Origin of the sequence: Streptomyces sp. NPDC058620 (genome assembly GCF_042717135.1) — a bacterium.
GTDB lineage: Bacteria > Actinomycetota > Actinomycetes > Streptomycetales > Streptomycetaceae > Streptomyces.
The window spans coordinates 39,529-52,377 of record NZ_JBHXQO010000016.1 but is presented as its reverse complement, the minus strand read 5'-3'; the positions used below and the strand labels follow the sequence as shown (position 1 = coordinate 52,377).

Below are 12,849 nucleotides of genomic sequence, written 5' to 3'. Positions count from 1 at the left end.
GGTCAGTTTCCTGATCACGAAGTTTCTAGGCCGCAGCGTCGAACAAGGACTGTCGCACGACCGTGCGCCGGGCGGCCGAAGCGGGGCTGCGCCGGCCGCGTGGGGCCGCACTGCGCTGACGCCGCTCGGCCACCGGCGCGGTGATCGTCACGGGGATGCCGGAGGGGGTCTGGGCGCCGGTGATCCGGCTGAGTGCCTCTTCGCCGGAGCGGACCGGGGTGGTCTGGGGGACGATGCCGGCGGCTGCCATGAGACGGGTCATGTCGCGGCGCTGGTTGGGGGTTACCAGGGTGACGACGCTGCCGGACTCACCGGCCCGCGCGGTACGGCCGCCGCGGTGGAGGTAGTCCTTGTGGTCCGTCGGCGGGTCGACGTTAACGACGAGGTCGAGGTTGTCGACGTGGATGCCGCGCGCCGCGACGTTCGTCGCGACGAGCACGGTGACGAGCCCGGACTTGAACTGGGACAGGGTTCGGGTGCGCTGCGGCTGCGACTTCCCGCCGTGCAGGGCCGCGGCCCGTACACCGCTGGACAGCAGGTGGTCGGTGAGCTTGTCCACGCCATGCTTCGTGTCCAGGAACATGATCACCCGGCCTTCGCGCGCCGCGATCTCGGTCGTCGTCCGGTGCTTGTCGGCGCCGTGGACGTGCAGGACGTGGTGCTCCATCGTGGTGACCGCGCCTGCGGACGGGTCGACGGAGTGGACCACCGGGTCGGTGAGGTAACGGCGGACCAGGAGGTCGACGTTGCGGTCGAGGGTGGCGGAGAACAGCATCCGCTGGCCCTCGGGACGGACCTGGTCCAGGAGCGCGGTGACCTGGGGCATGAAGCCCATGTCGGCCATCTGGTCGGCCTCGTCAAGGACCGTGATCGCGACCTGGTTCAGCCTGCAGTCACCCCGGTCGATGAGGTCCTTGAGACGGCCCGGCGTCGCGACGACGACTTCGGCACCACGGCGCAGTGCACTGACCTGCCTGCCGATCGGCATTCCGCCGACGACAGTGGCCAGGCGCAGCCTCACCGAGCGGGCGTAGGGGGTAAGCGCGTCGCTCACCTGCTGCGCCAGCTCTCGTGTCGGCACGAGGATCAGGGCCAGCGGCTGGCCGGGCTCCGCGCGCTGTTGGGCGGTGCGGGCCAGCAGGGCCAGGCCGAAGGCGAGGGTCTTGCCCGAGCCGGTGCGCCCGCGACCGAGGACGTCGCGGCCCGCGAGGGTGTTGGGCAGGGTCGCGCCCTGGATCGGAAACGGGATGCTCATGCCTTGCTCGGTGAGCGAGGCCAGCAGCCGCTCGGGCATGTCGAGGTCGGCGAACGCCTCGACGGCGGGCAGCGCGGGAGTGATCGTCTTCGGCAGGGCGAACTCGCCCGAGGCCGCCGCGGGCCGCCGGCCGTGGCCGCCCGAGCGGCTCGGCCCTCCGGAACGACTCGGGGCGGGCGAGCCGAAGCGGCTGCCCCGTTGCGAACCGGCGCCGGAGCCGAAAGCGGGACCGCCGGTACGGCTACGGGTGCGGGTGGAGCGGTCGTTCGTACGCATGGGGTTCATTCAGAACCTTCCTTGATACGGCACGTATCAAGGAATTCTCGCAGCGGAAGAGCAGCGCGGGGAATTACAAGAACGGGCCGAGCGAATGCAAGAGACAATCTGTCCTGCGGTGAATCCGGTGTGAGTGCAGGCGATTAAGCGGGTCACGTCATGCGGACATGAAATCCAGGACACCGAGGGCGCAGATTTAAAGAGGAGCGCATTCCTGGAGAGGAATCCTCAGACGGCTTCGTTGTCCCGCGGTGGCAACCTCGGGGAATGCCCGTAGCTGGGGCCCGCACCCCGAGGGATGCGGGCCCCAGCTACGAAGTGCGCGTCAGCCCTCAGACGGGAACGATGTTCTCGGCCGTCGGGCCCTTCTGGCCCGGCGCGATGTCGAAGGTGACCTTCTGACCTTCGAGCAGCTCACGGAAGCCCTGGGCGGCGATGTTCGAGAAGTGGGCGAACACGTCAGCGCCGCCACCGTCCTGCTCGATGAAGCCGAAACCCTTTGCTGCGTTGAACCACTTCACAGTGCCAGATGACATGTCATATCTCCTTTGGGGCAGTACGCCGGGACCCGCAAGCCACGGATACCGGGTCGCCGCGACGATGCCCCGCCCGGAAAGTGACCGGAAATACAAAACGCTTCCCGCGGCTGAAAAATGCCGACGAAAGCGTCGAAGTTTTGGGATCCACGACTGCAACTGAGATCGACAGTAGCATGCGGTAGCCGCCTGTGTACGGTTAATAATTCCGCTCTGTTCGTTGCGGTAAACACACTGCCCTCGCAGCGCAGTAAACTCTCATCTCGCGGTCGTAGATATTAATCCACCTGTGACGCAGCATTCCAGGAAGAGCGGTCGCTGTTTGCGCGGGCACAACTATTGGAAGGCCCTGCGGGGCGATGATCTCGGCCCGGGCCCCTTACCGGCACTGGGTGACGTCGAACGTCACGGCCTGCCCTTCCTGAAGCTCACGGAAGCCAGAAGAGTGGGTCGCCGCGCGGCGAGCGAACACATCCCGGCCGGGCGGCCGCCCTGGTTCCTCCGCCTGCCCATGGCAGTCGACCGGACGCCACGCGTCCGCACAGCCGCAGCACAGCGACACGCCGCACTCCCGACAGATGTGTGCGATACCCGGCGGGCACGCACCACCTCAGCCCGCGGTCGTGGGGTTCGCCGGTTCGGCGGCGTGGCGGTGTCCGGCGTTGATGCGCTGGGCTTCTTCGAGCTGGTCTTCGAGGATGATGATGCGACAGGCGGCCTCGGTGGGGGTGCCCTGGTCGACGAGTTCCCGGGCGCGGGCGGCGATGCGCAGCTGGTAGCGGGAGTAGCGGCGGTGTCCGCCAGGGCTGCGGAGCGGGGTGATGAGGCGGGCTTCGCCGATGGCGCGGAGGAAGCCGTGGGTGGTGCCGAGCATGTCGGCGGCCCTGCCCATGGTGTACGCGGGGTAGTCGTCGTCGTCGAGACGGCCGAACGAGTCGTCTGCTGTCATCGCACCTCACTGATGTGGAACGCGGGGAGGGGCCCTGGTGCCAATGGCACCAGGGCCCCGAAGGAACTGCTACACCATCTGCCGGCCCTGATACTGCGCCGGCCTTCTGTGTCCGTAGACCCGGCCTGAACACCAGGGGTACGGGGATCGCGGTTGCTTGACCGGAGACCACCTCACTATCGATGTCCTGCGGTACCCGGGCTCAGACTTCCGCCCGGGCGATCCTGATGGCGCCTGGCTCCTCCGTTCTTCCCTCTGGGATCAACCACTTACCTACTGCTGGTAATGCATTTTGCGTACCGCTCTGTGGCCTGTGACAGCACCACTCTTCGGCAGCCAGCCCCGTCGCCCGTCCTGCATCTGCTCCGGCTTGGAACCCCACTGCCGAACCTCCCGGTGCGCGCGCCCGCAGCCGACGCCTTCACCAAGGTGCTACTCACTCACTTCACTGCTGGGTTACTGCGAACTGCACCTACGGGTACTGCTACTGCGGTACTGCTCTCGGCGGCCCCTCACCACTGCGGGCCCCCCGGTCCGGTCGTCAGTCCCGTCGCCGTCCTGCAACCTCTGGCTCCAAAACTCCACCACCGAACCGTCCTGCGAACTGCAACTACCTGTACTACTGCCCGCCAGTTCGTCTCTGGCGGCCCTGCTGTCTCTCTGAGCTACGAGAAGAACCATAACTACGCCACGGCCCAATGTCTACTCCGGCCGACATAGATTTACGCGTGTTCGACAGTGCGGTAATCGACTGCGAACAGCGAAGGAGTGCGGCGGGAGCAAGCCGGGCCAACGGGCCGCAGTCCACGTACAAGCCCCGGACGGACAGGGTCAGGCATTGACGATCGGCTGACCCGTGCAGCAGTTGGAAGCTCCCGCGTGGAGGGCAGCGCCCGGCCGGGGAGAGCTGAGTGACGGCGCGGCCGGTGCGCACCGCGGCACGGTGAAGTGGCGCCCGTGGGCGAACGAGCAACGGGCCGGCCACCCGCAACGGGTGCGCAGCCGTACGCACGGCGGCCGGCGGAACCTTCATGCGGCGCGGCAGAGTGCCGCGGGGCCGGTCGCGGCCGAGGCACTGGCCACGGTCGCGTGCACGGGGCGGGGGGTGCGGATGATGGCCGCGGCCTGCGAGCGGTTGCGCGCGAAGACGACGAGGCGCAGCACCGCGAACCGCGCGACACCGGCGAGCGCGGAGGCCGAGAGGTAGACGATCTGCTCGAGCACCGCACCGGGTGACGCCACCAATTGCTGCAGGACGAGCATCGCGACACAGGTCACCGCGTACGCGGCCGCCGCGGACCCGGCCGACTGTGCATGCTGCCGCCAGGTCGCGCGCCCTCCCGCGCCGAAGGTGAAGCGGGCGTGCAGCTCGGTGGCGAGGAGCGTGGAGACCACGGTGATCAGGGCGTTGGCCAGGGCCCACGGAATCCAGGAGGCGAGGGCCACCACGGCGAAGCTGGACGCGAGCCCCACCCCGCCACCGCAGAGCACGAAGCGGGCGAAGGCGGTGAAGGCGCCGGGCGCCGCCTGCTGCTGGCTATGTGCTGTCTCCATGATCCGACCCCTTTGATGGCTCGCCCCGCGAAACGCGGTCCCCTCTCGGCCTGCGAGGCCGAAGGAACCGCTTCCGATGGCGCCATGATGGCACACATGTGGCGCCACCGTGGGCCATATATGACGCCACTCGCGATGCGAGGAGTGCCACGCTGCGGAAGAAGTCGTGAAATGTGCAGGTCAGCGGCGGCTCAGCACAGCCCCGGTACGCGCCGGGGGCATGGCGGATGCCGTGCCCCGGGAGCCGTCTGGTCTGCTGTCAGCCTTCCGTGCGGCGATGTACGCGCCCCCATCGGTGCGCGGTCTCGCTCCTGGACGCCGGACAGGCGCGGCTCGTCGCTCGGGTGGGTTCTGGCCGGGCTCGCGCCGAGCCATGAGATCTGCAGCAGCATGATCTGCCTGATGACGCGGCTCCGGCCGAGGTCGCGGAACTGGATGTCACGGCGCAGGATCTCCACCCAGCCCAGGCATTCGGCAAGCACGAAGACCGTGCTGCGCCGCACGAGTCGGCCTCGCGATCGGTGCCCCGTGCGGGAAAGGTCGTCGGAAGCCGGCCCGCGCGAGTTCAGGTCGCAGAATCAGAGGGCTTGTGCGCCTGGGTGCACGGCCCCACGCTCAGCGGGTGGAACACGGCCCAGAGCCTCGGCCTTCAGGCCCAGCACCGAAGCAGGTGCGGCCCACCACCCATACCTCGGTGTTCACGCCAGGCCAACAACCCCGCATCTCGATCGACGGGATGCGCCTGCGGGGCCATCGGGCCACCCTGGGACCATGGCAACCCCACCGATCGTCATCCACTCCCCGACACCGTCCGGCGGCAGGATCGTGACCGTCCATGCCAAGGGCCGGGACGAGCGGCTCGGGCTCGCGCACAGCGACCACGACGTGATCGCCTTCCTCGCTGATGCAGGACTGGCGGACCCCGAGCGGGTGCTCGACAACCCAGCCGTGGTCAGGTGGCAGGGAACCGAAGCGCACAGCTACGAGCCCGCCTGAGTCCCCGCAGCACCCGCTCACGGCCAAGGTCCTCTCGGCCGCAACAGGGCATGCCGGACCGTCGGGCACGCGCTGCACCAGCCGACGGTGCATCGGCACGGCTGCTACCGGGCGGCTCCGGTCAGCGAAGCTTCGCGTACACGATGAGGTTGTCGACGGGGTGGCCATCGGCGTTGAACGCCCCGTCACATGTGACCAGACGGAGCACACGCTCACCGGTCGCCCCGTACACCTTCTCTGTGGGGAAGGCGTTCTTGTCCACGGTCTCCGTGCCTGTGACCGCGAAATGGGACTGACCGCCCGCCCCGTCGGACACCACGATCTCCGCGCCTTCGGCGATCGAGCGGAGGTCGTGGAAGACGGCCTTGCCGAAGCGGGTGTCGTTGTGACCGATGAGCACGGCGGCACCCTGTTCACCGGGTACGGCCCCGCCCGCGTACCAGCCCGCCGTCATGCCCTCCTCTGCCGGCGGGACCTCGACCGTGCCGTCCTCGTTGAGGCCCAGCCGCAGCAGCGCGGTGTCGATGCCGAGCGACGGGACCGTCAGCCGGGTCGGCGCAGGCGCCTTGGGCGCTTCCGGGGACCGGGGTGCGTGTGAGGCCGTCCGGGCGGATGCCTCGGGGACGTCCGCCGTTCCGCACCCCGTGACGGGGGCGAGCAGCAGGCCGACTGCCGTGGCGGACGCGACTGCCCGCCAGGACGAGTTCCGTATGAGGGGCATGTGCACTCCGGTGCGGTGGTGAGCGGGGGAAATGGGGGTGGCGCCGCCCCTCTGGGAGCGGCGCCACTGTGCGGGGATCAGCCGTTGCGCTGAGCGGCGGACCGGCGACGCAGCACGAGGGCACCGGCACCCGCGAGCAGCACCGCGCCCGCGGCCGAGCCGTACAGCGCGGTGTCCTGGGTGCCTCGGACGGGACGCTCCCCCGCGTCGACGCCGCCCCGCGGCATCGTGCCGGGCCGCAGGGACTCCGCCGGTGCGGGAGTCGCCGTCGCAGAGGGCTCGGTGCCCTCGGAAGCGGGGGCAGGGGTGGCGACGCTCGCCGTGGGCACCGGCGTGGGAGTGCCGTCGGCGACGGCCGCGGCGGACGGGAGGAGGACCGCGCCGGTGGCGACGGTGGTGAGGACCGCGGTGCGCAGGGTCGTTCGAAGGGACATGAAGAACTCCGATTCCAGCTCGGCATCGATGGTGCCCGCGCTCGGATGCGCGTCGGGCGGCGCCGGCTCGCCCCAGACTGGAGTGAAGTTGTGAGGAAGCTGTCAGACCGCCGTTTCCATCGGATCAGGGCCGGCCGACGGAAGCCGCAGGGTGAACACCGACCCCTGGCCCACCGTGCTGACCACGCCGCTCGTGCCTCCGTGTGCCTCCGCAAGCTTGCGGACGATGGCCAGCCCGAGACCGCTTCCCCCGGTCCGGCGACTGCGTGACTTCTCCGCGCGCCAGAACCGGTCGAAGACGTATGGCAGGTCCTCGGGCTCGATGCCACTGCCGGTGTCGGCGACCTCCACCACCACCGCTTCGCCCTCGGCACCCTCGCCCGCGTCCCCGGGCACGGTCGCATACGCGCGCAGCGTCACCTTCCCTCCGGGCGGGGTGTGGCGTACGGCGTTGGACACCAGGTTGCCCACCGCCTGGCGCAGCCTGACCGGGTCGGCGTCGAGAGCGGGGAGCGGCTCGCGCCCGGCCGTGAGGGCCACGGTGAGGCCGACCCCGGCGGCATCGGCCTCGGCCTGGTGCGCGGAGGCGACCTGGGCGAGCAGCTCCTCGATCCGCACCGGCTCGGGGTGCAGTCGCAGGGCACCGGCATCGGCCGCCGACAGGTCCTGGAGGTCGTCGATGATGTGCTGCAACTGGACCGCCTCCTCCAGGAGCGAGGAGACGAACGCCCCGTCCGCCTCGGCGATGCCGTCCTGTGCTCCCTCCAGCCACCCCCGTATGTTGCTCAGCGGGGTGCGCAGTTCGTGCGCGACGTCGCTGACCATCACCTTGCGCTGTTCCTCCAGTCGGGCACGGTGTGCCGACATGTCGTTGAAAGCGGCGGCCAGCCGGCCGATCTCGTTGTCACCCGCGACCACCACCTGCGACGGGTCCTCGCCGTCCCGCATGCGCTGAGCCGCTCCCGTGAGCGCGTGCAGGGGCCGTACGAGGCGGACTCCGGCCAGGACCGAGGCGCCGACAGTGAGTGCGAGGACCAGCGCCGCGGCGCCGGTGATCTTCACCGTGTTCGCCGCCGACAGCTCGAAGCCGGGGACGGCACCTCCGCCCGGGTCGGTGATGAACAGCAGCGCCGGTGAGGCGACGTAGGAACTGAGCTGCTCCTGGCGGGCGATGCCGACGCACGAGGCGATGTCGCGGTCGTTCTCGCTGTCCAGGGGCGAGGGGGTGGCGTATGGCGTCGGCACGGCAGGCCCGGGAACGGCGACGCCCGGGGCGGGTGTCGGCGCTTCGGCGAGGGCCGTGGGGAGGGGCTCCGTGGAGCTGTCCCACGAGAGGTCGAGGTCCAGCCCCACGGCTTCGCGGCCCTGTCGTTCCAGACACGCGTTGACGAGCTCGTTCAGTGCGCTCAGCGCCTTCTTCTCGGTCCCGGTGGGGCTGTCAAGCGCGTCCGTCGCGCACGCGCTGCTCCGCAGACGGTCAGGATCGTTGCCGACGACCTGGATGCGGGGGCGCCCGCTCGGGCCCTCGACGACGTCCGAGGCGATCCCGGACCGACTGAGGCACTGCACGGCGGCCTCGGCGGTGCGCCTCAACGACGTACGTTCGGCCTGGGGCAGTCTGAACGGGCCGACGGCCCGCGGGTCGATCCGGTCGTCGGCGGAGCGCTGCTCCCCGTCCGCTCCGGGTGCGCCGACCGTCACGGACACCGAACCGGAGCCCCCGCCTGCCCCGTTCACGCTGTTCGCGGTTGCGGACGACACGGCTGTCACGGCCAGCGGATCCACGACGGCGGACGCCTGTGTCGGAAGAGCGGGTGGGGGCGGAGAGGTACCGGCGGAGTCGGCGACCGTTTCCCGGCTCTGCGTCGTCAGTGTGATGCGCCGGTCGGCCGACTCGGCGAGCTCGTCCACGGTGGTTCCCACACCGTCCCAGGTGGAGTGTTCGGCCGCGTAGGCGAGCAGGGCGTCGAGGATCCGGGTGTCGGCGGCCAGGTTGCGGCCCTGTTCCTGTTCGATCGCACCGGACGTGGTCTGGACGGCCAGCCATGCGGTTGCGGCGACGGAACACGCCGCCACGAGCGCCGACACGGCCAGCAGCCGACCGAGCAGGCTCCGGCGCAGCGGCAGACGCGGCCGCTGCCCCGCGCGCTCAGCGCGCCGCAGCACGCGCGGCCCCCTTGAGCGGGTCCATGAGTTTGTATCCGACGCCGAAGACGGTGAGCAGCCGGACCGGCCGGCGGGGCGCGCGCTCGATCTTCTTGCGGAGGTTCATGATGTGCACATCGACCGTACGGCTGCTGATGTACCGGTCGAAACCGTGCAGTTCGGCGAGCAGTTGCTCGCGGGTGAAGACGCGCTCGGGCTCGGCGGCCATGGCCGCGAGGAGCCGGAACTCCCCCGGCGTGCACTCGACTCCCGCGCCGTCGACGGCCACCTCGTGGCGCACGGGATCGATCACGAGTGTTCCCACCCTCAGTACGTCGCTCTCCGCCCGGTCCCCGTCCCGCCGGGTCCGCCGCAGGAGCGTGCGCACGCGTGCCATGAGTTCCCGCGGGCTGTAGGGCTTGGTCATGTAGTCGTCCGCCCCCAGGTCGAGCCCGAGCAGCAGGTCGTCCTCCGCCGTCCGGGCGGTCAGCATGAGGACCGCCAGTTCGCTTTGCTCGGCCCGGAGTACGCGGAGCACGTCCAGTCCGTCGGCGCGGGGCATCATCACGTCGAGGACGAGCAGGTCGGGCGCGCCCCGACGGGTCTGTTCCAGGGCGGAGAGTCCGTCCGACACCACCGTGACCGCATGCCCTTCGCGTTCGAGGTAGCGGCGTACCAGCTCCGCCTGTTTCGCGTCGTCTTCGGCGACTATCACGTTTGCGCACACGGGGGTGATCGTAGAGGAGCCCGGACCGCGGCCTTCCGTCGGGCGATCACGCGTGAGGCCGCGGAGTCGGGGGCCCGCCGGTGGGGCAGCCGACACGCCGCCGGCCGCCCCACCGGTGAGCTGCCTCAGGTGGTCCGGTCCGCAGGTATCCCTTCCCCGCCGGGGACCAACCGGGTCAGCTCGTCACTCACGACGCGCGCATCCTCGGTCCGCCCCGGGGCGAGCAGTTCCTCCTTGCATGCCTCCAGCACCTCACTCAGCAGTGCCGCTCGCTTCGGCTCGGCCTCGTCCATCCGCCGGGCCGCGGCGGCAGCCTCGGTCAGGACGGGCAGGCGGGTCGCCGGGTTCCGGGGCTCCGACGTGCCGAACGTGAGGAGCGCGCGGGCCAGGCGCGGCAGATACACCGCCGGACTCACCCCGACGAGCACTCGATAGGCGTCGACCTCCTCGTGGATGTTGATCGTGCCGGATCCGAGCAGCAGCGCGCGTGCTCTCAGTACGGCGTCGTGATCGACGTTCTCGCAGTGATTCATGACGGTGATTCTGGGAGATGCCGCCGAGCCCCAACAAGGCTTCCGGAGCGTGCTGTTCGTCCTACGAAAACGCCGTCTGACCTGTCATGATGGGTGTGTCATCGCTCCTCGGGGGCGGTACGGAGGCCAGGTGCCGGGGCCGGCTGGTCGCAGGCCACCGCGTCGCTTCGGAAAGGGGCCGTCCCCCTCCTGGCGGAGACCGTGACCACGTCCGGAGTACGCGAGGACCCGCCCCCCCGACGAGGGGGCGGGTCCTGTGTGGGGCCGGGGGTCTGATCAGCGCGTCACTTCAGTGCGGGCGGTGCGGCGTCCGCCGAGGTGCCCCAACGGGAGGGCGTGGTGCCGACCTCGAAGGAGATGTCGCGGGTGTCGCGGAGGTCCTCGGTGGTGACGTAGGTCTTCCCGTATGCGGCACCGTCGGTCAGCGCGGACTGGATGTACCGCGCGGTGTCCGAGGTGCCGGGAGCCTGCACGGTCAGCCGGCCCTTGGGGTAGTAACGCCGGTCGAGGGTGAGGTCGACCCGCTCGAAGACGGGCGTGGACAGACCCCACGTGTCCGCGCCCGGCTGGACCGGGAAGATCCCGATCGACGACAGGACGTTCCAGGCGGACATGGTGCCGAGGTCGTCGTTGCCGGTCATTCCGGTCGGGGTGTCCGTGAAGAGCGTGAGCGCGGCGTGCACCACGTCAGTTGTCTTCCAGGGCTGGCCGGTGGAGAGATAGGTGTACGGGGCGATGAGGTCCGGCTCGTTCTGCGGGTTGTACTTGTCCGCGTTGTAGTAGTCGTACGGCCCGTTCACCCAGACCTCGCGGGCGGTCTTCGCAGGGTCCTTGAGCAGCTGCTCGTAGGCGAAGAACGAGTCGAGGCGTGCGTTCGCGGAGTCGGTGCCGCCGATCAGGGAGACCATGCCGGGCAGATCCTGCGGGACGAGCCACTGGTACTGCCAGGACGTGCCCTCGTGGAAGCCCTCGCTCTGTGCGGGGTCCACGGGGCCGGTGAACGCACCCGACGCGTCCCGGGCACGGAAGAAGCCGGTCGAACTGTCGAATATCTTGCGGTAGTTCTGGGCGCGCGCCGCGTACCGGGCGGCGTCGTCCTCGTACCCCAGCTCCTTCGCCATCTGTCCGAGCATCGCGTCGGACAGGGCGTACTCCAGGGTTGCGGATGCGCCGTGGTCGTAGTCGGAATCGCCCGGCTTCGCATGGGCCCGGCCCTTGATGTAGGGCGCGAAGCCGTCGGCGAGGTACTCCTTGTTCGCCTCACGTCCCACGGGTGCGGAGCCGGCCGGGGGTACGCCGTCGGCGTTCTTCTTCAGAGCCTGGTACGCCTGCTCCTCATACCCCTTGAGCAGGCCCTGCTGATAGGCGTTGGTGAGGAACGGCGTGACCGGGTCACCGGTCATGATGTTCGTCTCGACCGTGCCGTAGCCCCACTTGGGGAGCCAGCCGCTGTCTTCGTCGATCTTGAGGACGGAGATCGCCATGTCACGGGACTCGCTGGGCGCCAGCAGCGACAGCAGCTGGACCTGAGTGCGATAGGTGTCCCAGAGCGACCAGTTCTGGTAGTAAGTGAACCCCTCGGCCCGGTGGATCTTCTGGTCCCAGCCGGTGTAGCGCCCGTCGACGTCGCTGCCGATGTTGGGCGCGAGGAACGAGCGGTAGAGGGAGGAGTAGAAGGTCCGCCGGAGGGTCTCGCTGCCGCCCTTCGCCTGGACGTCGTCGAGGCGGTCCTCCCACGCCGCCTGCGCGGCGCGCGCCACACGGTCGAACGAACGCCCGCCCTCGGTACGGAGGTTGAGGGCCGCGCCCTTGGCATCGACGTACGAGATCGCGGTGGTCGCCTCGACGGTACGGTCCTTCGAGGTGTCGAAGCGCACGAAGGCGCCGTTGCGCTCACCGCCGGCGGACGAGGCAGCCGAGCCCTCGGTGACCGTGTCACCCTTCCACGTTCCGGACGTGGTGAAGGGCCGGTCGAAGCGGGTGATCGTGTACACCGTGTACGGCTTGGTGTCCTGGCAGAAGCCGCTGCCGGTGATGGCCGTGCGCACGGTGCGGTCGTCGAGGATCTCGACGTCGGTGTTCACCGTCCTGTGCAGCGACTGGCCCGCATTGATGAGGACGTTGGCCTTGTCGGTGGCGGGGAAGGTGTACCGCTGCACGCCGGTGCGCCGAGTGGCACTCAACTCGGCCTTGATGCCGGACTTGAGACCGACCTCGTACGTGCCGGGGCCCGCCTTCTCGTCGTCGTGGCTGAACTCGGCCGCGTACGTGGCGTTGTCCGTCGAGGTGACGTCACCGGTGGTCGGCAGCACCGGGAGATCACCACCGAGGCCACAGCCGACGCCGGAGATGTGGACGGAGGAGAAGCCCCTGATGTGGGTCTCCGAGTAGTCGTACCCGGTGTTGTGCCCGGTGTCCGGTGAGAGCTGCACCATGCCGAACGGCACTGCGGCGCCCGGGTAGGTGTTGCCCTCGTTCTCCGTCCCGATGAACGGGTTGACGAGGTCGATGAGCGGGCTGCGCTCGGCGTGCTGCACGCCGTCCGCCGCGGCGGGTGCGGCAACGGCGGCGCCGAGCATGGCGGCCGTGGCGGCTGCCGTCCCCGCACCGCGAATCCAGTGGGTCCATCTCATGGAAAGAACGCCTCTCGGACTTAGACAACGTTGTCATGTCTCGCTGCGCGATCATTCTTGGCCGGTATACGTGTACTCGTCAAGAGTCAG

Annotated in this window: 12 protein-coding genes and 1 pseudogene; 1 reads left to right on the top strand and 12 read right to left on the bottom strand. The window is 69.6% G+C overall.

What is annotated here, in order from left to right; translation table 11 throughout:
* Positions 1-25: 25 nt before the first annotated feature.
* The 6 genes and pseudogenes from ACFWSK_RS17810 to ACFWSK_RS17785 form a co-directional block, all read right to left on the bottom strand.
* Positions 26-1,540: a DEAD/DEAH box helicase gene (locus ACFWSK_RS17810; protein WP_383786683.1), complete on the bottom strand. Its 1,515-nt coding sequence runs from the start codon at positions 1,538-1,540 to the stop codon at positions 26-28.
* A 323-nt stretch (positions 1,541-1,863) separates the two neighbouring features.
* Positions 1,864-2,067 carry a cold-shock protein gene (locus tag ACFWSK_RS17805; RefSeq protein WP_383786680.1) on the bottom strand — a complete coding sequence of 68 codons (204 nt, stop codon included), beginning with the start codon at positions 2,065-2,067 and terminating at the stop codon, positions 1,864-1,866.
* Positions 2,068-2,446: 379 nt separating this feature from the next.
* Positions 2,447-2,548: pseudogene (locus ACFWSK_RS17800) on the bottom strand (cold-shock protein); the annotation flags it as partial.
* Between the two features lie 129 nt (positions 2,549-2,677).
* Positions 2,678-3,016: a MerR family transcriptional regulator gene (locus ACFWSK_RS17795; RefSeq protein WP_383786677.1), complete on the bottom strand. Its 339-nt coding sequence runs from the start codon at positions 3,014-3,016 to the stop codon at positions 2,678-2,680.
* Positions 3,017-4,045: 1,029 nt separating this feature from the next.
* Positions 4,046-4,570, bottom strand: coding sequence for a GtrA family protein (locus ACFWSK_RS17790; protein WP_383786674.1), 525 nt, complete (start codon positions 4,568-4,570; stop codon positions 4,046-4,048).
* 191 nt (positions 4,571-4,761) lie between these two features.
* The gene (locus ACFWSK_RS17785; RefSeq protein WP_383786671.1) at positions 4,762-5,073 is read right to left on the bottom strand and encodes a hypothetical protein; all 312 of its coding nucleotides are present in this window, start codon (positions 5,071-5,073) and stop codon (positions 4,762-4,764) included.
* A 268-nt stretch (positions 5,074-5,341) separates the two neighbouring features.
* On the opposite strand from ACFWSK_RS17785, the gene ACFWSK_RS17780 reads away from it, so the two are divergent.
* Entirely contained in the window at positions 5,342-5,566 is a 225-nt protein-coding gene (locus ACFWSK_RS17780) for a hypothetical protein (protein WP_383786668.1), read from the top strand.
* 121 nt (positions 5,567-5,687) lie between these two features.
* Here ACFWSK_RS17780 and ACFWSK_RS17775 read toward each other — a convergent pair whose 3' ends face one another.
* The 6 genes from ACFWSK_RS17775 to ACFWSK_RS17750 form a co-directional block, all read right to left on the bottom strand.
* Positions 5,688-6,287, bottom strand: a complete 600-nt coding sequence (locus tag ACFWSK_RS17775; protein WP_383786664.1) for a class F sortase — start codon at positions 6,285-6,287, stop codon at positions 5,688-5,690.
* Between the two features lie 77 nt (positions 6,288-6,364).
* A complete protein-coding gene (locus tag ACFWSK_RS17770; RefSeq protein ID WP_383786661.1) occupies positions 6,365-6,721 on the bottom strand; it encodes a hypothetical protein in 357 nt (118 codons plus the stop codon).
* A 102-nt stretch (positions 6,722-6,823) separates the two neighbouring features.
* Entirely contained in the window at positions 6,824-8,887 is a 2,064-nt protein-coding gene (locus ACFWSK_RS17765) for a sensor histidine kinase (RefSeq protein ID WP_383786657.1), read from the bottom strand.
* A complete protein-coding gene (locus ACFWSK_RS17760) occupies positions 8,871-9,593 on the bottom strand; it encodes a response regulator transcription factor (protein WP_383786654.1) in 723 nt (240 codons plus the stop codon). Before ACFWSK_RS17760 ends, ACFWSK_RS17765 begins: the two co-directional genes overlap by 17 nt.
* A 125-nt stretch (positions 9,594-9,718) precedes the next feature.
* Positions 9,719-10,126, bottom strand: coding sequence for a hypothetical protein (locus ACFWSK_RS17755; RefSeq protein ID WP_383786650.1), 408 nt, complete (start codon positions 10,124-10,126; stop codon positions 9,719-9,721).
* A gap of 284 nt (positions 10,127-10,410) precedes the next feature.
* Entirely contained in the window at positions 10,411-12,759 is a 2,349-nt protein-coding gene (locus tag ACFWSK_RS17750) for a GH92 family glycosyl hydrolase (protein WP_383786647.1), read from the bottom strand.
* Positions 12,760-12,849: the final 90 nt, after the last annotated feature.

What these genes read in the sequence shown, in the direction of transcription:
- ACFWSK_RS17810 (WP_383786683.1), bottom strand. Translation starts at nt 1,540, where the DNA reads ATGAACCCCATGCGTACGAACGACCGCTCCACCCGCACCCGTAGCCGT.
- ACFWSK_RS17805 (WP_383786680.1), bottom strand. Translation starts at nt 2,067, where the DNA reads ATGTCATCTGGCACTGTGAAGTGGTTCAACGCAGCAAAGGGTTTCGGC.
- ACFWSK_RS17795 (WP_383786677.1), bottom strand. Translation starts at nt 3,016, where the DNA reads ATGACAGCAGACGACTCGTTCGGCCGTCTCGACGACGACGACTACCCC.
- ACFWSK_RS17790 (WP_383786674.1), bottom strand. Translation starts at nt 4,570, where the DNA reads ATGGAGACAGCACATAGCCAGCAGCAGGCGGCGCCCGGCGCCTTCACC.
- ACFWSK_RS17780 (WP_383786668.1), top strand. Translation starts at nt 5,342, where the DNA reads ATGGCAACCCCACCGATCGTCATCCACTCCCCGACACCGTCCGGCGGC.
- ACFWSK_RS17775 (WP_383786664.1), bottom strand. Translation starts at nt 6,287, where the DNA reads ATGCCCCTCATACGGAACTCGTCCTGGCGGGCAGTCGCGTCCGCCACG.
- ACFWSK_RS17770 (WP_383786661.1), bottom strand. Translation starts at nt 6,721, where the DNA reads ATGTCCCTTCGAACGACCCTGCGCACCGCGGTCCTCACCACCGTCGCC.
- ACFWSK_RS17755 (WP_383786650.1), bottom strand. Translation starts at nt 10,126, where the DNA reads ATGAATCACTGCGAGAACGTCGATCACGACGCCGTACTGAGAGCACGC.
- ACFWSK_RS17750 (WP_383786647.1), bottom strand. Translation starts at nt 12,759, where the DNA reads ATGAGATGGACCCACTGGATTCGCGGTGCGGGGACGGCAGCCGCCACG.